This is a genomic window from Cellulosimicrobium sp. SH8, assembly GCF_025818875.1.
GTDB classification, from domain to species: Bacteria; Actinomycetota; Actinomycetes; order Actinomycetales; family Cellulomonadaceae; genus Cellulosimicrobium; species Cellulosimicrobium cellulans_D.
On sequence record NZ_JAMXMH010000005.1, the window covers coordinates 1 to 18554 of the forward strand.

Consider the following 18554-nt stretch of genomic DNA (forward strand, 5'->3'; position numbering starts at 1 on the left):
GGGGTGGGAGAGTAGGACGCCGCCGGACAACCCTTCACCGAAGGCCCACCCCACACGGGGTGGGCCTTCGGCATTTCCAGACCGTCTCGCCGGCCGCCCCGTCCGGGCAGGCCCGCGCGGACGTCGCGCCGCAGGATTCCCCGGGCCCCTCCGTCACGTGTCACGGCGGGGCCGACGTGGGAAGATGGCCTGCGCAAACTCCAGAACGAGAGGTAACCCCGTGAACGACACCTCCCACGACCCCGAGTCGGACCTGCCGTCGTCGGGCGACGACCGTGGTGGTCGACGCGACCGTGACGGGCGACAGGGTTCCTCCCGTGACGCGCGCGGGGCGGGGCCCGGACGATCCGGTGGCGGCGCTGCCTCCAACGACCGCGACCGTCGTCGTGGCGGTGGCGACGACGCCCGTCGCGGATCAGGTGACTCGCGCGGACGTCAGGACGGCGGCTACCGCGGGAAGCCCGACGGCACGCGCGGCCGTACGGAGGGGGGCCGACCCGACCGGGGGTACGGGGCCACGGATCGCGACCGTCGCGCCGGCGACCGTCCCGGGCGGCGCGACGACCGGGCACCCGCTCGCGACGGGCGTGGCACGTCGGGGTCGCGCGGCGACGGGTACCAGCGGCCCGCGCGCACCGGCGAGGGAAGCCGCGGGCGGTACGACCGGGACTCGACCGACCGCCGTCGTGACGGCTCGGGCCCGCGCGACGACCGCCGTGGTGGTGACCGCCGCGGGCACGCACCGCGTGCCGGGGCCGGCCGTGACCGGGAGGGCTTCGACCGCCGTCCCGAGCCGCGCCACCCGGCGGGTCCGGCGATCCCCGACGAGGTGCAGATCTCTCAGCTCGACCGCGCGGCGCGCGGTCGGCTGCGGACGCTGAGCAAGGAGACCGCCGAGGTCGTCGGGCGTCATCTCGTGATGGCCGGGCGGCTCATCGACTCCGACCCGGAGCTCGCCTACGAGCACGCGCAGGCGGCCGTGCGTCGTGCGGGCCGGGTCGACGTGGCACGTGAGGCGGCCGGTCTGACGGCCTATGCGACCGGTCGGTACGCCGAGGCGCTCCGTGAGCTGCGCACCGTGCGGCGCCTCAACGGGTCGTCGGAGCACCTCCCGATCATGGCCGACTGCGAGCGGGGGCTCGGGCGCCCGGAGCGCGCGCTCGCTCTCGCGGCGTCGGAGGAGGCCGCGACCCTGGACGACGTCGGCCGCACGGAGCTCGCGATCGTCGTGAGCGGCGCCCGCGTCGATCTCGGCGAGCTCGACGCGGCCCTCGCGGCGCTCGAGCAGGTGCCCACGACCGGGACCCGCGGCGAGCTCGGGGCGCGCGTCCTGCAGGCGCGCGCGTCGGTGCTCGAGCTCGCGGGCCGGACCGAGGAGGCGGCGGAGATCCTCGCGGGAATCGACTCGAACCTGCTCGCCGCGGCTCTGGGCGAGGACGACGACGTCGTGGTCTACGACCTCACGGACGACGTCGAGGAGTCCGAGCAGGCCGAGGAGGAGCGTCCCGAGGCGTCCGGACCGACGGACGCCGGCGAGCCTGCCGAGGGCCAGGAGACGGACGAGCAGTCTGACGAGACCGCGGCCGGGGGCTCGCGGGGCGACGGGACGGACGAGGCGCAGGACACGACGGGGGACGCCGCGCCGTCGGACGGGGGCGACCGGTGAGCGTCGGGCTGCTCGGGAGCGACGTCGCGCTGGCCGACCGGTACGACCTCGCGCTCGTCGACCTGGACGGTGTCGCGTACCGCGGCCACGAGCCGATCGAGCACGCGTCGGAGGGCCTGACGACGGCCCGCGCCCGCGGCATGCGCCTCGTGTTCGTCACGAACAACGCGTCCCGCGAGCCCGGGTCGGTGGCCGAGCAGCTCACGGGTCTCGACATCCCCACCTCGGCGGACGAGGTCATGACGGCCGCGCAGGCGGCCGCCGCGCTGCTGCGGACCCGCCTCGAGCAGGGCGCCCGCGTCCTCGTGGTCGGCGGGCCGGGACTCGTGACGGCCGTCCACGACGCCGGCTTCGTCCTCGTGGAGAGCGCGGACGAGGAGCCGGACGCCGTGGCGCAGGGCTTCGCACCGGAGCTCGGGTGGGCCCAGCTCGCCGAGGCCGCCTACGCCGTCCAGCGGGGCGCGTGGCACGTTGCGAGCAACCTCGACCTGTCGCTGCCGACCGCGCGGGGTTTCGCGCCGGGCAACGGGTCCCTGGTCGGCGCGGTGCGCGCCGCGACGGGCGTCGAGCCTGACAGCGCGGGCAAGCCGTCGCCAACCATGTACCGGCTGGCCATCGAGCGCGCGGGCGCCGAGGCACCGCTCGTCGTCGGGGACCGGCTGGACACGGACCTCGCCGGCGCCCGCGCGGGCGGCTATCCCGGCCTGCACGTCCTCACGGGCGTGAGCACGGCGCGGGACGCGATCCTCGCGGAGCCGCACCTGCGCCCGCACTACGTGGGCGCCGACCTGCGCAGCCTCCTCGAGCCGCACCCGGTGCCCGTGCGCACGGACGCCGGCTGGTGGTCGTGCGGCGACAGCGCGGCCCGGGTCGACGACGGCGCGCTGCGCCTCGACGTGCGCGGCACCGCGACGGTCGACACGGTCCGGGCGGCGGCAGCCGCGGCCTGGGCCTCGGCCGACGCGGGGCTCCCCGTCGACCCTGCGACGGTCCCCGAGCTGCCCGTCGGGACCCACTGAGGCCGACCGTCGGGCGGCACGACGCGCCGTGTCGCGCGGGCCGCCGGTCGTGCCCGTCCGTGGGACGCAACCGGTAGCGTGGTCCGGGATGCCCGGCCGCGGCCGGGCGACGTGCGCGCAGCCCACCAGACAGGAGGCAGGACATGACAGACGGCCCGCTGCGTCCGGTTCCCGGCCCGCCTCCCGGCGGAGGACCGGAGCGTTCGGCGAACGACCGGGACGGCGACGCGCCGTCCCCGGTCGCCAGCCCGTCCGACAACCCGCTCGATGCCGCGCTCGGACGGCTCGATGGTCTGGAAGGGCTCTCCACTGCCGACCACGTGGGGGTGCTGGAGGCCGTGCACGACGCGCTGGTCGCCGAGCTCGCGCGCACGGAGGACTGAGCGTGGCCGATCGCACGAGTGCCCGCCTCGACGGCGAGCTCGTCCGGCGCGGGCTCGCGAGGTCGCGCCGGCAGGCCGCCGAGCTCGTGGCCGCGGGCCGGGTGACGCGCGGCGGGACGGTCGTGACCAAGCCCTCGACCGCCGTCGTGCCGGAGGACCTGCTCGCGGTGATGCCGGACCCGGCGGACCCCGGCTACGCCTCGCGTGCCGCGTTCAAGCTCGCCGGGGTGCTCGACGCGCTGGACGCGCTCGACCCCGCCGGCGCGCCGCCGCGGCCGCCCGCCGTCGACGGCGCGCGGTGCCTCGACCTCGGGGCGTCGACCGGGGGGTTCACCGACGTCCTGCTGCGCCGTGGCGCGCGCGAGGTCGTCGCGGTGGACGTCGGGCACGACCAGCTCGTGCCGGCCCTGCGCGCCGACCCGCGGGTCCAGGTGCACGAGGGGCTCAACGTCCGCGACCTGGCTCCCGAGCACGTCGGGGCCGTGCCCGACCTCGTCGTCGGCGACCTGTCCTTCATCTCGCTCGCGATGGTGCTTCCCGCCGTCGCGGGGGTGGTGGGCCCGGGCTCCGACCTGCTCCTGCTCGTCAAGCCGCAGTTCGAGGTCGGTAGGGAACGCCTCGGGAGCGGCGGGGTCGTGCGCGACCCGGCGCTCCACGCCGAGGTCGTCGCCGCGGTCGCCCGGCACGCGGCGGTCGTCGGGCTGCGCCCGCTCGCCGTCGTGCCGAGCCCGCTGCCCGGGCCGAGCGGGAACCGCGAGTACTTCTGGTGGCTGCGGGCCGGCGACCCCGGCCGCGCCGACGGCGCCGTGCTCGACGACTCCGCGCTGGAGGACGCCGCCGCCGCGGCGGTGGCGTGGCAGCCCGTGCCCGACGGCGGCCCGCCGCCCGTCGTCCTCGTCGCCCCGGCGGCGTCGGACGGGCCGAGGACGACGCCCGACGCCACGACGCCCGACCGACCCCTGACTGGAGGAGCACCGTGACGCGACGCGTGCTGATCGTGACCCACGGCGGCCGCCCCGAGGCGGTCGTCGCGCTGCACGAGGCGGTGACCGAGCTCGAGCGCGCCGGCTTCACCGTGACGCTGCACGACGACGACCTCGCGGAGAGGTTCGGCGACCACATGGCGCGCACGCGGGCGCGCGAGGGCGTCGCGGAGTCGGAGGTCGTCATGGTCCTCGGCGGCGACGGCACGATCCTGCGCGCCGCGGAGCTCACGCACGGGACGGGGGTGCCGCTGCTCGGCGTGAACCTCGGGCACGTGGGGTTCCTCGCCGAGAGCGAGCGCGAGGACCTGCGCGCCGCCGTGGGGCGGCTCGCGGCGTACGACTACACGGTCGAGGAGCGCACGATCGTCGAGGTCCGGGCCTACCTGCCCGGCGAGCCCGAGCCGCTCGTGGGGTGGGCCCTCAACGAGGCGACGGTCGAGAAGGCGCAGCGCGAGCGCATGATCGAGGTCGTGCTCGGCGTCGACGGCCGTCCGCTGTCGTCGTTCGGGTGCGACGGCGTCGTGACGGCGACCGCGACCGGCTCGACCGCGCACGCGTTCTCCGCGGGCGGCCCGGTGATGTGGCCGGACGTCGACGCGGTGCTCGTCGTGCCGCTCGCGGCCCACGCGCTCTTCGCGCGACCGCTCGTCGTGGGCCCCCGCTCGACGATCACGGTGGACGTGCTGCCGGACTCGGCGTCGTCGGGCGTGCTCACGTGCGACGGCCGGCGGCGCATCGACCTGCCCAACGGCTCGCGGGTCGAGGTGCGGCGCTCCGACACGCCCCTGCGCCTCGCGCGGCTCAGCACGGCACCGTTCACGGACCGGCTGGTTTCCAAGTTCTCGCTCCCCGTGGTCGGGTGGCGCGAGCGCGCGGCGAGCGTCGCCGCGACCGCGGGCACGACCGCGGAGCGCGCCGCCGCCGCGGCGGCCGCGGACGCAGGCAGGGTGCCGGAGGACAAGGTCGCCACGGACGAGGAGGAGTGAGCGTGCTCGAGGAGATCGCGATCGAGAACCTCGGCGTCATCCGGTCGGCCCGCGTCCCGGTCGGGGCGGGCCTGACCGTGATCACGGGCGAGACGGGCGCGGGAAAGACCATGGTGCTCACCGGTCTCGGTCTGCTCATGGGCGGCAAGGCGGACCCGGCGACGGTGCGCCCGGGCGCGGCGAGCGCGGTGGTCGAGGGTCGTGTGCGCGTCACCGACCGTCCCGCGGTCGCCCAGCGGGTCGACGACGCGGGGGGGCAGGTGGACGACGACGGCACGGTCGTCATCCTGCGCACGGTCGCGGCGGAGGGCCGCTCGCGCGCGCACCTCGGCGGGCGCAGCGTCCCGCAGGGCGTGCTCGCGGAGATCGCCGACGACCTCGTGACGGTCCACGGCCAGTCCGACCAGCTCCGGCTGCGGACCGCGAGCCGGCAGCGTGTCGCGCTGGACGCGTTCGCCGGTCCACCGCACGCCGAGCTGCTGGCGCAGTACCGCGACGCGTGGACCGAGCGGTCGGCGCTGCAGGCGGAGATCGACGACATCGAGACGCGGGCGGGCGAGCGGGCCCGGGAGGCGGAGCTGCTGCGCCTCGGGCTCGCGGAGGTCGAGCGGGTCGCCCCGCAGCCCGGCGAGGACGTCGAGCTGACGGCCCTGGTGGCGCGGCTGGGGAACGTCGAGGAGCTGCGGGTCGCGGCCCAGCTCGCGCACGACGCCGTGGCCGGTGACGAGGCGGCGGAGCCGCAGGAGAACGCGGTCGTGTCGGTCGACCGGGCGCGGCGCGCGCTCGAGGCGGTCGCGGGCACGGACCCCGTGCTCGCCCGGCTCGGGGAGCGGCTCGCGGAGGTGGGCTACGTGCTGGCCGACGTCGCGACGGAGATCTCGGGCTACGTCGAGGACCTCGCGGCGGACCCCGCCGGGCTCGAGAGCGCGCACGCGCGCCTCGCCGAGCTCGGGACGCTGACGCGCAGCTACGGTGACACGGTCGACGACGTGCTGGCCTGGGCGAGCGGCGCCGGGCTGCGGCTCCTGGACCTGGACGACGGCGGCGAGCGGCTCCACGCCGCCACCGCGCGCCGCGACGAGCTCGACGCGGAGCTGGACCGCCTCGGAACCGCGATCACGGCCTCGCGCGAGCGCGCCGCGGCAGAGCTCGCGACCGCGGTGACCGACGAGCTGCGCGGGCTGGCCATGGGCGGTGCGAGCCTCGTGGTCGACGTCGCTCGGGCCGAGGAGCCCGGCCCGTGGGGTGTCGACGTGGTGACCTTCTCGCTCGTCGCCCACGCCGGGGCGCCGGCGCGCCCGCTCGGCAAGGGCGCGTCGGGCGGCGAGCTCTCCCGCGTCATGCTGGCGATCGAGGTGGCGCTCGCGACGGCGGCGGTCGACGGCACCGGGCAGGTGCTCCCGACGTTCGTCTTCGACGAGGTCGACGCGGGCGTCGGGGGCAAGGCGGCGGTCGAGGTCGGGCGCCGGCTGGCGTCGCTCGCCACGCGCGCGCAGGTGGTCGTCGTGACGCACCTCGCGCAGGTCGCGGCGTTCGCCGACGTCCAGTTCGTGGTGACGAAGTCGTCGGACGCCGGTCCGGGGGACGGGTCCGACGACGGCGACGCGGCGACCGCGGTCACGGTCACCGGTGTGCGCGAGGTCACGGGGGACGAGCGCGTCCGCGAGCTCGCGCGGATGCTCTCCGGCCAGGAGGACTCGGACGCGGCCCGCCGTCACGCGGTGGAGCTTCTGGAGTCGTCGGTCGTGGGACGATAGGGCACGATGAGACTCACTCTGCGCAAAGCCTCCCTGCCGGAGGCCGGGTCCGGCACGCTCGGCCCGGCCAAGGTCGACCCGCGCACCAAGGCGCTCACCAAGCGGCTCCAGCCGGGGGACGTCGCGGTGATCGACCACGTCGACATCGACCGCGTCGCCGCCGACGCGCTCGTCGCGGCCAAGCCGTCCGCGGTCCTCAACGCCGCGAAGTCGGTCTCGGGCCGCTACCCGAACCTCGGGCCCGACGTCCTGGTCGAGGCCGGGATCGTGCTCGTCGACGACCTGGGCCCGGCGATCATGGCCGTCCCCGACGGCCGCGAGCTGCGGCTCGACGGCGGCAAGGTCTACCTCGGCGACGACCTCGTGGCGGAGGGCGTCCTCCAGAGCGAGGAGACGGTCGCGCGCAGCCTGGAGGAGGCGCGCGCCAACCTCTCGGTCGAGATCGAGTCGTTCGCCGAGAACACGATGAACTACCTGCGGCGCGAGCGGGACCTGCTGCTCGACGGCGTCGGCGTCCCGGACATCCGCACCCCGATCGACGGGCGGCAGGTCCTCATCGTGGTGCGCGGCTACCACTACCGCGAGGACCTCGCGACGCTGCGCCCCTACATCACGGAGTACCGGCCCGTCCTCATCGGCGTGGACGGCGGCGCGGACGCGATCCTCGACGCCGGGTGGAAGCCGGACATGATCGTCGGCGACATGGACTCGGTGTCCGACCGCGCGCTGAGCAGTGGCGCCGAGGTCGTGGTGCACGCGTACCGTGACGGGAAGGCGCCGGGCCTGGAGCGCGTCCAGGAGCTCGGCGTCGAGCCGGTCGTGTTCCCGGCGACGGGTACGAGCGAGGACATCGCGATGCTCCTGGCCGACGACAAGGGCGCCGAGGTCATCGTCGCGGTCGGGACGCACGCGACCCTCGTCGAGTTCCTCGACAAGGGCCGTGCAGGCATGGCGAGCACGTTCCTCACCCGGCTGCGCGTCGGCGGCAAGCTCGTCGACGCGAAGGGCGTCTCGCGCCTGTACCGGCACCGGATCTCCAACCTCCAGCTCTGGCTCCTGTCGATCGCGGGGCTCCTCGCCGTCGTCGCGGCGCTGTGGTCGACGGCGGCGGGCCAGACGTTCTTCGGGATCGTGGGCGCCCGGTTCGACGACCTCTGGTCGTGGATCGGGTCGCTCTTCGCGGGCGGCGGCTGACCCCGACCGGGCCGTCGTCGTCGGCCCGCTCGGGTCGCTCCCGACCGCGTCCGACCCGCGCTCCCGCGCACCCTGACCTTGCCAGCACGCAGCAGCACGAACCGAAGGACACCACCGCACAGTGATCGACTTCAGGTACCACATCGTCTCGTTGATCTCGGTCTTCCTGGCCCTGGCCGTCGGGATCATCCTCGGCGCCGGGCCGCTCCAGGGCGCCATCGGCGACCAGCTCACCGGACAGGTGGAGCAGCTGCGCACCGAGCGGAACGAGCTGCGCGACCAGCTCGACGAGGCGAACGTCACGGTCGGCAACGACTCGCGCTACATCGAGGCGGCGGGGCCGCAGCTCGTGGCGGGGTCGCTCCAGGACCGACGCGTCGCCGTCGTCGACCTCGACGGGGCGGACAACGAGCGGGACGACGCGATCGCCGAGCAGCTCGAGACGGCCGGGGCGTCGGTCGTCGGCCACGTCCGCCTGACGGACTCGTGGACCGACCAGGACGAGGAGAGCGCGCGGCAGACCGTGGCCGAGGGCCTCGGGGAGAAGCTCGGCGAGGTCCCGCAGGACGCGACCCCCGAGCAGCGGCTCGCCCGTGCGCTCGCGCTCGCGCTCACCGGGTCCACGCCCGCGAGCTCCGAGGAGCGCAGCCCGGAGGCCATCGAGCTCGAGGCGCTCCTGGAGCGCTTCGCGCTCGTGGACGTGGTGTCCGAGCAGACCCTGCCGGCCGACGTCGTCCTGCTGCTGGGCGGTCCGGCACCCGAGCAGGCTGCCCCGGCGGCCGCGGAGGGCGAGGAGGCGCCGGCGCCGGACACGTACGTCGTCGACATCGAGGTCCAGGTCGCGGTCGCCGCGCAGGAGGTCGCCGAGGCGGCGCTCGTCGCCGGCCCGACGGCGGTGAGCGGCGATGTCGTCTCGACCATCCGCGCGAACGATGACCTCGCCGCGACGCTCTCCACCGTGAGCGGGATCGAGGGGGAGCCCGGCCGGATCAACGTCCCGCTCGCCCTCGCCGCGCGGATCGCGGACCAGGTCGGGCAGTTCGGGTTCGAGGAGAGCGCGACGGCGGTCCTCCCGCCGGCCGTCGAGCTCCCGCCGGTGACGCGCACGACGTCGTCCGACACGGGCGCCCAGGGTGCTGCGGCGGGCGACACCGCGGGCGGCACCTCGGACGGCACCTCGGACGGCACGGAGGCCGACGGCGCCGCCGACGTCGAGCAGACCACCGCCGGCGCGGGGGAGGGCTGACGTGGCGCGCGCGCTGCGCACCCTCGCCGCGGCCGGGGTCGCCGCCGTCGTGACCGCGACGGTGCGTCGCTCGGCCGGGTCGCGCCCGCCGGGGGGAGCGGAGCGCTGGACGCGCACCAACCACCGCGGTGAGCCGATCAGCCTGCTCGAGGGCCCGGCGGTCGCCGCCGGCCTCGTCGCCGGGACGCTCGCGGCGGGCGGCGACGCCCGCACGCGCGGCGCGGTCGCCCTCGCCACGGCCAGCGCGGGCGCGTTCGGCCTCGTCGACGACCTCGCGGAGGACACATCGACCCGGACGAAGGGCCTGCGCGGCCACCTCGGCGCGCTCGCCGAGGGCCGGGTGACGACGGGCGCGCTGAAGGTCCTCGGGATCAGCGGCGTGTCGCTCGTCGCGGCGGCGATCGGGACGCGGCGCACGGGCGGGGCATTCGGTCACCTCGTGGACGTCGGCGTGAACGGCGCGCTCATGGCCGGCACGGCCAACCTGCTCAACCTCCTGGACCTGCGCCCGGGCCGCGCGCTCAAGGCCGCCGGGATGGCGTCCCTGCCGTACCTCGGCACCTCCGCGGCCCCGACGACGGGCGCGGTCCTCGGGGCTGCCGTCGCCGCGGCGTCCGGTGACCTGGGCGAGCGCGACATGCTCGGCGACTGCGGCGCGAACGCGCTCGGCGCGACGCTCGGCTCGCAGGTCGCGTTCGCGGCGCCCCGCTCGGTGCGCTGGCTCGCGCTCGCGGGCGTGGTGGGCCTGACCCTGGCGAGCGAGAAGGTGAGCTTCTCGAAGGTCATCGAGGGCAACGACGTGCTGCGGCGCGTGGACGCGTGGGGCCGGCGCCCGGCGTGAGCGCGCGGGCGGGGCGGCTGCGCGCCGCCACGGGCACCCTGGCGGGCGCCGCCGCGATGATCACGCTCGTGACGATCGCGAGCCGGCTCGTCGGCTTCGCGCGGTCGCTCGTGCAGTCCGCCGCGGTCGGCACCGAGGGCGTCGGCTCGGCGTACACGGCGGCGAACCTCCTGCCGAACGTCCTCTTCGAGGTCGCGGCCGGGGGCGCGCTCGCGGGGGCGGTCGTGCCACTCCTCGCGGGGCCGATCGTCCGCCGGTCGGGCACCGAGGTCTCGCGCATCGCGTCCGCGCTGCTCGGCTGGACGCTCGTCGTGCTGGTCCCGCTCGGGGGCCTCCTCGCCCTCCTCGCGCAGCCGATCGCCGGGCTCCTCATGAGCGAGCACCCGGAGCTCGTCGACGTCACCGCGACCTTCGTGCGCGTCTTCGCGCTCCAGGTCCCGCTCTACGGTCTCGCGGTGGTGCTCGGGAGCGTCCTCCAGGCGCACAAGCGCTTCTTCTGGCAGGCGTTCTCGCCGCTGCTGTCGAGCCTCGCCGTCATCGTGGTCTTCCTCGTGTTCGCGCGGGTCGCGGACGGCGACCAGGCGGACGTCGCCGCGCTGTCGGGTGACGCCATCGCCTGGCTGGGCTGGGGCACGACGGCGGGAGTCGCGGTCCTCGCGCTGCCGCTCGTCCTCCCCGTGCACCGGCTGGGCGTGCGGCTGCGCCCCACGCTGCGGTTCCCGGGCGGCGAGGCCGTCCGCGCGCGCAACCTGGCGTTCGCGGGGATCGGGGCGCTCGTCGCGCAGCAGCTCTCCGTGCTGGCCATCATGGGCGCCGCCTACCGGTACGGGCCGGAGCAGACCTTCCCGACGTACTGGTTCGCCCAGCAGGTGTACCTGCTGCCCTACGCGGTGCTGGCGTTCCCGCTCGCGACGAGCGCGTTCCCCCGGCTCGCCGAGCACGTCGCCCACGCGCGCCACGACGCCTACCGGCGCCTCCTCGCGACGACGACGCGGACGCTGATCGTCGTGGCGGGCCTCGGCGCCGCCGCCCTGATCGCCGCGTCGGCGGCCGTCGAGGCGGTGTTCGCGCACATCGCGACGGGCTCGGTCGCCGGTCTGGGGGGAGCCGTCGCGGGCATGGCCGTCGGCATCGTCGGCTTCTCGCTGATCCTGCACCTGTCGCGCGCGCTGTACACGATCGACCGCCAGCGCGTCGCGGTCGTCGTGACCGCCGCGGGGTGGCTCGTCGTGGCGGCGACCGCCTACCTCCTGCCCGCCGTGACGGGCGTGCGCGACCAGGCCGGGGTGCTGTTCCAGCTCGGCCTGGCGACCGCGGTCGGCATGTCGGTCGCGGGAGCCGGCCTGCTCCTCGCGACGCGCCGTCACGCGGGTCCCGGGGCGACGCACGGCGTCCCGCGGACGCTCCTGGTCGTCGCCCTGGGCGTGGCCCTCGGCGCGCTGGCGGGCTCGGCGGTCTCGGGCGCGCTGCTGCCCGACGACGCGGGCTGGTTGCCCGCCGTCGGGGTCGGGATCCTCGCCGCGCTCGTCGCGGGGGCGGTCGTCGTCGGGGTGTCGCTCGCGGGGGACCGTGCTGCGCTGCTCGGCGTGCTGCGCCGTGGCCGGTCCGGTGGAGCACCTGCGGAGGACGAGCCGACCACCTAGACGTGGTGCGTCGCACTGCGCGGTCCGCGTGCCGTCGTCGGGCACGCTGTTAGGATGGAGTTCCGTGGCAGACCTCCTGAACCGGCCCTCCTCCCGCCTCAACGCCTCGGGCGCACGCACCGAGCACCGCACCGCGCACGTCTTCGTCACCGGCGGCGTCGCCTCCTCGCTCGGCAAGGGCCTCACGGCTTCCAGCCTCGGTCGTCTGCTCCGCTCGCGCGGCCTGCGCGTCACCATGCAGAAGCTCGACCCGTACCTCAACGTCGACCCCGGGACGATGAACCCGTTCCAGCACGGCGAGGTGTTCGTCACCGAGGACGGCGCCGAGACGGACCTCGACATCGGCCACTACGAGCGCTTCCTCGACGTCGACCTCGAGGCCACCGCGAACGTCACGACCGGCCAGGTCTACTCCCAGGTCATCGCTCGTGAGCGGCGCGGCGAGTACCTCGGCGACACGGTCCAGGTCATCCCGCACATCACCGACGAGATCAAGTCGCGCATGCGCGCCCAGGCCGGTGAGGACGTCGACGTCATCATCACCGAGATCGGCGGCACGGTCGGCGACATCGAGTCGCAGCCCTTCCTCGAGGCCGCACGCCAGGTGCGCCACGAGCTTGGCCGCGACGACGTGTTCTTCCTCCACGTGTCGCTCGTGCCGTACATCGGCCCGTCGGGCGAGCTCAAGACGAAGCCGACGCAGCACTCGGTCGCCGCGCTGCGCTCGATCGGCATCCAGCCCGACGCGATCGTGCTGCGCGCCGACCGCGTGGTCCCGGAGCCGGTCAAGCGCAAGATCGCGCTCATGTGCGACGTGGACAACGAGGCCGTCGTCAACGCCGTCGACGCGCCGAGCATCTACGACATCCCGCGCGTGCTGCACTCCGAGGGCCTCGACGCGTACGTCGTGCGCCGCCTCGGCCTGCCGTTCCACGACGTCGACTGGGACGGCTGGAGCCAGCTCCTCGAGCGCGTGCACCAGCCCGCCCACCGGGTCGAGGTCGCGCTCGTCGGCAAGTACATCGACCTCCCGGACGCGTACCTCTCCGTCACCGAGGCGCTGCGCGCCGGCGGGTTCGCGAACGACGCGAAGGTCACGATCCGCTGGGTCGCCTCCGACGAGTGCCAGACCCCGGCCGGCGCGGACGACGCCCTGCACGGCGTCGATGCCGTCCTCGTGCCGGGCGGGTTCGGCGTGCGCGGCATCGAGGGCAAGCTCGGTGCGCTGCGCTGGGCGCGCGAGAACAAGGTCCCGACGCTCGGGATCTGCCTCGGCCTGCAGTCGATGGTCATCGAGTACGCGCGCAACGTGCTCGGCATCGACGACGCGTCGTCGACCGAGTTCGACCCGGGCACGTCCCACCCCGTCATCGCGACGATGGAGGAGCAGCTCGCGATCGTCGGCGGGGACGGCGACCTGGGCGGCACGATGCGCCTCGGGTCGTACGAGGCCGCGCTCGCGCCGGGCTCGGTCGTCGCCAAGACGTACGGGTCGGAGCGCGTGTCTGAGCGTCACCGCCACCGCTACGAGGTGAACAACTCGTACCGCAAGCAGCTCGAGGAGGCGGGGCTCGTCATCAGCGGGACGTCGCCCGACTCGTCGCTCGTCGAGTTCGTCGAGCTCCCCGCGGACGTGCACCCGTACTACGTGAGCACGCAGGCGCACCCGGAGTTCAAGTCGCGCCCGACGCGCTCGCACCCGCTGTTCACCGGCCTCATCGGCGCCGCGCTCGAGAACCAGGCCGACTGAGTGGCCGCCGAGCAGGGGTCCGTGCCTGCTGAGGCGTCGAGCGGGGCGGCGCCAGGCGCGACCGTGGTCGACGCGCTCGCCCCGCGCCCGGTCGTGGAGACGACGGTCGTCCACGCGGGTCGCGTGTTCGACCTGCGCTCCGACGTCGTCGACCTGGGCGACGGGGGCCGCGTGACGCGCGAGTACCTCGACCACCCCGGGGCGGTCGCGATCGTCGCCCTCGACGAGCAGGAGCGCGTTCTCCTGCTGCGGCAGTACCGCCACCCCGTGCGGCGCGAGCTGTGGGAGGTGCCGGCGGGCCTGCTCGACGTCGTCGGGGAGGACGGGCGGCTTGCCGCGGCCCGCGAGCTCGCCGAGGAGTCCGACCTCCAGGCCGCGCGCTGGGACGTCCTCGTCGACTACTTCACGACGCCGGGCGGCTCGAACGAGGCGCTGCGCGTCTTCCTCGCGCGCGACCTGTCGCCCGTCCCGGACGACGAGCGGTTCGAGCGCGAGGCCGAGGAGCTCGACATGGAGCTGCGGTGGGTCCCGCTCGACGAGGCGCTGCGCGGCGTCCTCGCGGGCGAGCTGCACAACCCCTCGGCCGTCGTCGGGATCCTCGCCGCTGTCGCGTCCCGCGCGGACGGCTGGGCGTCGCTGCGACCGGCCGACGCGCCGTGGCCGGAGCGCCGCGGCGCCTGATGCCACCGGCGGTCCCGGGCCGGTCTGCGCAGAGGTTCGGGTAGCGTCCTGGGGCGTGGGTGTTCCTCTTCCCGACCTCGTCCCCGTCCCGGCAGGCCGGCTCGACGTCGTCGACGCGCGCACCCGGGAGTCACGCTCCGTCGTCCTGGAGCCGTTCCACGTCGCGCGCACCGCGGTGACCGTCGGTCAGCACCGGTCCGTCCTCGCCGCCGACCCGATCCGCCCGCGTCCCGGGCGCTGCCCGGCCGTCGACGACGACGTCCCTGTGCACGGCGTGACGTGGTTCGAGGCGGTGCTGTGGTGCAACGCGGCGTCCCGGGTGGCGGGCCTGGACCCCGCGTACCGTGTCGAGGGCCGGGACGTGCGGTGGGACGTGCGGTCCGCGGGGTACCGGCTCCCGACGGAGGCCGAGTGGGAGCACGCCTGCCGCGCCGGGACGAGCGGCCCGCGCTACGGTCCGGTCGGCGACGTCGCGTGGACCGCGGACGACGGCGTCGACGGTCCCCGGCCCGTCGCCACACGGCTCCCCAACGCGTTCGGTCTCCACGACACGCTCGGCAACGTCTGGGAGTGGTGCTGGGACTACGCCGACACGGCGCGCTACGGCGAGTACCGGAGCCTGCGGGGTGGCGGCTGGGCGGACCGGCCCTGGAGCGTGCGCGCGGGGGTGCGTCGTGGCAGCGCGCCCGACGCGCGCATCGAGGACGTCGGGCTCCGGGTCGTGCGGGGCGCCGTGGGCGACCCGGGCGTCCCCGCGGCCCAGGGGTGGTCGGACGCGGCGGACCGGGCCCGGGCGCAGATCCCCGGCCTACTCCCGCTCGGATGGACGCCGTTGACGTTCCCGTCTGCTGCCGAGGCTTCCGCCCGCGACGCCGTCGGTGCCGAGGACTAGGGTCTGTCGACGTGCCCGCACCCGACGCCCCGACCCCGCCGGGAGACGCGCGTGTCCGCGTCCTTGGCCCGGTGCGGGTCCCCGGACCCGACGGCGCGCCCGTCGCCCCGCGCGGGTCGCGGGCGGCCGCGCTCGTCGTCGCGCTCGCGCTCGCGGGCGGCCGGACGCTGGGCGTGGCGACGCTCGTCGAGGACCTGTGGGGGGCCGACGCGCCGCAGGACCCGCGCGCCGCGCTCCAGAGCCTCGTGTCGCGGCTCCGGCGGGACGCTGCGTCCGGGACCGTCCTCTCGCGAGCGGGCGGCTACGCGCTCGGCGTGCCGAGCGACCTCGACCGCGCCCGCCGTGCGCTCGCCGACGCACGGTCGGGCGCGCACCGTGGGTCCGGTGCGGGCGGACAGGACGGCACGGGGAGCATCGCCGACCTGCGCGGTGCGCTCGCGCTGTGGCACGACGAGGACCCGGGCGCCGACGTGCCCGGACCCGTCGGGCAGGCGCTGCGCGTGGAGGCGACGCGGCTGCACGACGGCCTCACGGTCGCGCTGCGGTCTGCCGCGGCCGCCGCCGGCAACCAGGAGACCGTCGTCGCGCTCGCGACCGCGGCGCTCGATCGCGACGAGACCGACGAGGACGCCGCGCGCGACCTCATGACGGCTCTCGCGGCGGCGGGCCGGGAGCGCGAGGCGCTCGCCGCGTACGCGCGTGTCCGCCACGCGCTCGTCCGCGAGCTCGGCACGGACCCGGCCCCGGACCTGCAGCGGCTCGCCGCCGACCTGCTCGACCGCCCGCCCGGCGCGGGCGACCCGGCGCGCTCGCCCGCACGCGACGGCGAGGCGGGCGGACTCGCCGTGGTCTCCGGGGCGGGTACGGACCCCGCGACGGGCAGGGCCACCGGTGGGCGCGCGACGCAGGTGCGCGGCGTGCGCGTGGCGCCCGACGCGCTCGTCGGTCGCGACGACGACGTCGACCACGTGCAGGACGCGCTCGCCCGGTCCCGGCTCGTCACGATCCTCGGTCCGGGCGGGCTCGGCAAGACGCGGCTCGCGCAGGAGGTCGCGCGGCGTGCGGCCGCGACCGGGACGGTCGACCTCGTGGTCGTCGTCGAGCTCGCCGGCGTGCGGTCGGACGAGGACGTCGTCGTGGCGCTCGCGGACGGCCTGGGGATCTCCCCGCCCGGACGCACCGGCCGGCTCGCGGACCGCCTGGCCGCGCCGGAGCTGCGCGAGCAGGTGCTCGACCGCGTGCGGGGGCGAGACGTCCTGCTCGTCCTGGACAACTGCGAGCACGTCCTCGACGGCGCGGCGGGCTGGACCGCGGACCTGCTCGGCGCGGCACCGCACCTGGCTGTCCTCACGACGAGCCGGTCGCCCCTGCGCCTCGCGGCCGAGCACGTGTACCCCCTCGACGCGCTGGGGGCGGACGGCGGCACCGGACCCGCCGTGCGCCTCTTCGTCGAGCGCGCCCGCGCCGTCCGGCCCGGTGCGAGCCTGCCGCCCGACGTCGTCGCCCGGCTGTGCGAGCGCCTGGACGGTCTCCCGCTCGCGATCGAGCTCGCCGCGGCGCGCGTGCGCACGATGAGCGTCGAGGACGTCGAGCGGCATCTCGACGAGCGCTTCGCGCTCCTGCGCTCGGGCGACCGCCTCGCTCCGGACCGGCACCGCACGCTCGAGGCCGTGATCGAGTGGAGCTGGAACCTGCTGGCCGAGGCCGAGCAGGACCTGCTGTGCCGCGCGGCGGTGTTCCCGGACGGCTTCTCGGCCGAGGCGGCGCAGGTCGTGGCGGGCGACGCGCTCCCGGGAGCGGTGCTGGGCGCGCCCGCGTGGGGAACCTTGGACGCGCTCGACGGGCTCGTGGCCCAGTCGCTCCTGCGGGTCACCGAGGACGACGGGGTCGTGCGCTACCGGATGCTCGAGACGGTGCGGGAGTTCGGCGCGCTGCGGCTCCAGGACGCGGGCGCCACGGCTGCGGCGCGCGAGGCCGTGCAGCGCTGGGCCGCCGCGCTCGCAGAACGCTGCGCGGACGCGCTCGTCGGTGGTGACCAGGCCGCCGCCGCGACCGACCTGCGGCGCGAGCAGGAGAACCTCCTCTTCGCGCTGCGCGAGGCGGTCCAGGACGGCCGACCCGATGTCGTCGTGCGGGTGTTCACGGCGCTCATGGGCTCCTGGCTCCTGCTCGGCATCGAGGACCAGGCCGCCGGGCTCGTGGAGGTCGTGCTCGACTCGGTCGTCGGCTGGGCCGTCCCGGCCGCGGACGTCCAACCCGCGGCGCTCGCGCTCGCCGCCGTCGCGGGCGCCGGGGCGTTCGCGCGCCCCGAGCTCACCGCCCGGGCACTGGGGCGCCTGCGCCGGCTCCTGCGCCGCCCCGACGTCGGGCCGCGCACCCGGGCGTTCGCCCGGCTCCTCACGGTGCGCAGCACCGAGGAGATGGAGGCCACGCTCGCGAGCCTGCGGGCCGACGACGACGCGTTCGTCGCGATGCTGGCCGAGTTCACGACGGCCCAGATGGCGGAGAACGAGGGACGCCTCGCCGAGGCGCGCTCGTGGGGCACGCTCGCGCACGAGCGCGCGGTCGCCCGGGGCGACGTCGCGGCGCGCGCGACGACGGCGATGTTCCTCGCCTCGTGCGCGAGCGAGGCGGGCGACGCCGCGGACGTCGGGCGCTGGGCCGAGGCCGCGCGCGACCACCTCCGGGCGCTCGGCGCGACGGCGACGCTGCAGCAGCTCGACTGGGTGGAGATGTCGGCCGCGGTGACGCTCGGCGAGACGGAGCGCGCCGAGCGGATGCTCGCGGCGTTCGACGGCACGGTGGGCGTCGCGGGGTTCGGGGGCGCGGACGTCCCGCCCGACGTGCGGTCCGTCGTCGCGATGGGTCGGGCCGAGGTCGCGGCGATGCACGGCGACGACGACGCGGCCCTCGCGCTCTACGGCGAGGCCGCCGCCTCGTTCGACGACGAGGCACGCTGGTCGCCGTGGTACGTGCTCCTCGTCTCGTCATGGCTCGTGCGCCTCGCGACCGCCGGCTCGGCGCTGACCTCGACGGTCGCCGACGAGCTGCGGTCGCTCGTGCTCGGCATGCACCGGGCACGCCCGCACTTCGTCGACTACCCGGTCGTCGGGACGTCGTTCCTCGCGCTCGGGGTCGGGTCCGCGCTGGGCACGGGCGGCACCCCTGGCGGCGCCGCGGACGCCCTCGTCGAACGGGGTGCCCTGCTCGTCGCGCTCGCGGAACGGATGGGCTCACGGCAGGACCAACCGTCGCTGCGGCACGAGAACGCCTGGGCGCAGGTGACCGCCGTCGCCGGTGCGGCGGTCGCGGAGCGGGCACGGACCGAGGTCCGCGACCTGGAGCGGGGTGACCTCGCACGCCGGGGGTTCGCGCTCCTCGACGAGGCCGCGGGCGACGCCGGCCGGGACGGCTCGCACGACGCCTGACGGACGGCGACGGGGCCGGCACCGAGAGGTGCCGACCCCGTGCTGAGGACGCGTCCTCCGCCGTGCGACCCTGAGGCGCCGG

The 18554-nt window shown here is 76.2% G+C and carries 14 protein-coding genes; all 14 read left to right on the forward strand.

Annotated features, from left to right (window positions below; genetic code table 11):
• Nucleotides 1-829: 829 nt before the first annotated feature.
• The 14 genes from NF338_RS08100 to NF338_RS08165 all read left to right on the forward strand — a co-directional run bounded on the left by NF338_RS08100 (nt 830) and on the right by NF338_RS08165 (nt 18472).
• Complete coding sequence (locus NF338_RS08100) at nt 830-1666, forward strand: hypothetical protein (protein WP_264030305.1); 837 nt, start codon at nt 830-832, stop codon at nt 1664-1666.
• Complete coding sequence (locus tag NF338_RS08105; RefSeq protein WP_264030306.1) at nt 1663-2685, forward strand: HAD-IIA family hydrolase; 1023 nt, start codon at nt 1663-1665, stop codon at nt 2683-2685. The genes NF338_RS08100 and NF338_RS08105 overlap by 4 nt, the downstream gene beginning before the upstream one ends.
• 143 nt (nt 2686-2828) lie before the next feature.
• Nucleotides 2829-3068, forward strand: coding sequence for a hypothetical protein (locus NF338_RS08110; protein ID WP_264030307.1), 240 nt, complete (start codon nt 2829-2831; stop codon nt 3066-3068).
• Nucleotides 3069-3070: 2 nt separating this feature from the next.
• Complete coding sequence (locus NF338_RS08115) at nt 3071-4048, forward strand: TlyA family RNA methyltransferase (protein WP_264030308.1); 978 nt, start codon at nt 3071-3073, stop codon at nt 4046-4048.
• Nucleotides 4045-5040 (forward strand): NAD kinase, encoded by a 996-nt coding sequence (locus NF338_RS08120; RefSeq protein ID WP_264030309.1) that lies wholly within the window; start codon nt 4045-4047, stop codon nt 5038-5040. Before NF338_RS08115 ends, NF338_RS08120 begins: the two co-directional genes overlap by 4 nt.
• Nucleotides 5041-5042: 2 nt before the next feature.
• The gene (gene recN, locus NF338_RS08125) at nt 5043-6797 is read left to right on the forward strand and encodes a DNA repair protein RecN (protein WP_264030310.1); all 1755 of its coding nucleotides are present in this window, start codon (nt 5043-5045) and stop codon (nt 6795-6797) included.
• Between the two features lie 6 nt (nt 6798-6803).
• On the forward strand, nt 6804-7991 hold the full coding sequence (steA, locus tag NF338_RS08130; RefSeq protein ID WP_087471865.1) for a putative cytokinetic ring protein SteA: 1188 nt from the start codon (nt 6804-6806) through the stop codon (nt 7989-7991).
• A 121-nt stretch (nt 7992-8112) separates the two neighbouring features.
• Complete coding sequence (locus NF338_RS08135) at nt 8113-9237, forward strand: copper transporter (protein WP_264030311.1); 1125 nt, start codon at nt 8113-8115, stop codon at nt 9235-9237.
• A gap of 1 nt (nt 9238) precedes the next feature.
• Nucleotides 9239-10078, forward strand: a complete 840-nt coding sequence (locus NF338_RS08140) for a hypothetical protein (RefSeq protein ID WP_264030312.1) — start codon at nt 9239-9241, stop codon at nt 10076-10078.
• The gene (gene murJ / locus NF338_RS08145; protein WP_264030313.1) at nt 10075-11721 is read left to right on the forward strand and encodes a murein biosynthesis integral membrane protein MurJ; all 1647 of its coding nucleotides are present in this window, start codon (nt 10075-10077) and stop codon (nt 11719-11721) included. The genes NF338_RS08140 and murJ overlap by 4 nt, the downstream gene beginning before the upstream one ends.
• Before the next feature lie 76 nt (nt 11722-11797).
• A complete protein-coding gene (locus NF338_RS08150; RefSeq protein WP_239577753.1) occupies nt 11798-13471 on the forward strand; it encodes a CTP synthase in 1674 nt (557 codons plus the stop codon).
• 21 nt (nt 13472-13492) lie between these two features.
• Nucleotides 13493-14152: an NUDIX hydrolase gene (locus NF338_RS08155; protein ID WP_318783009.1), complete on the forward strand. Its 660-nt coding sequence runs from the start codon at nt 13493-13495 to the stop codon at nt 14150-14152.
• Nucleotides 14153-14207: 55 nt separating this feature from the next.
• Nucleotides 14208-15044, forward strand: coding sequence for a formylglycine-generating enzyme family protein (locus NF338_RS08160; RefSeq protein WP_264030314.1), 837 nt, complete (start codon nt 14208-14210; stop codon nt 15042-15044).
• An 11-nt stretch (nt 15045-15055) separates the two neighbouring features.
• Nucleotides 15056-18472, forward strand: coding sequence for an AfsR/SARP family transcriptional regulator (locus tag NF338_RS08165; RefSeq protein WP_264030315.1), 3417 nt, complete (start codon nt 15056-15058; stop codon nt 18470-18472).
• The last annotated feature ends 82 nt before the right edge of the window (nt 18473-18554 follow it).

Excerpts from the sequence above, each read along its gene's own strand:
- NF338_RS08110 (WP_264030307.1), top strand. The coding sequence starts at position 2,829 with ATGACAGACGGCCCGCTGCGTCCGGTTCCCGGCCCGCCTCCCGGCGGA.
- steA (WP_087471865.1), top strand. The coding sequence starts at position 6,804 with ATGAGACTCACTCTGCGCAAAGCCTCCCTGCCGGAGGCCGGGTCCGGC.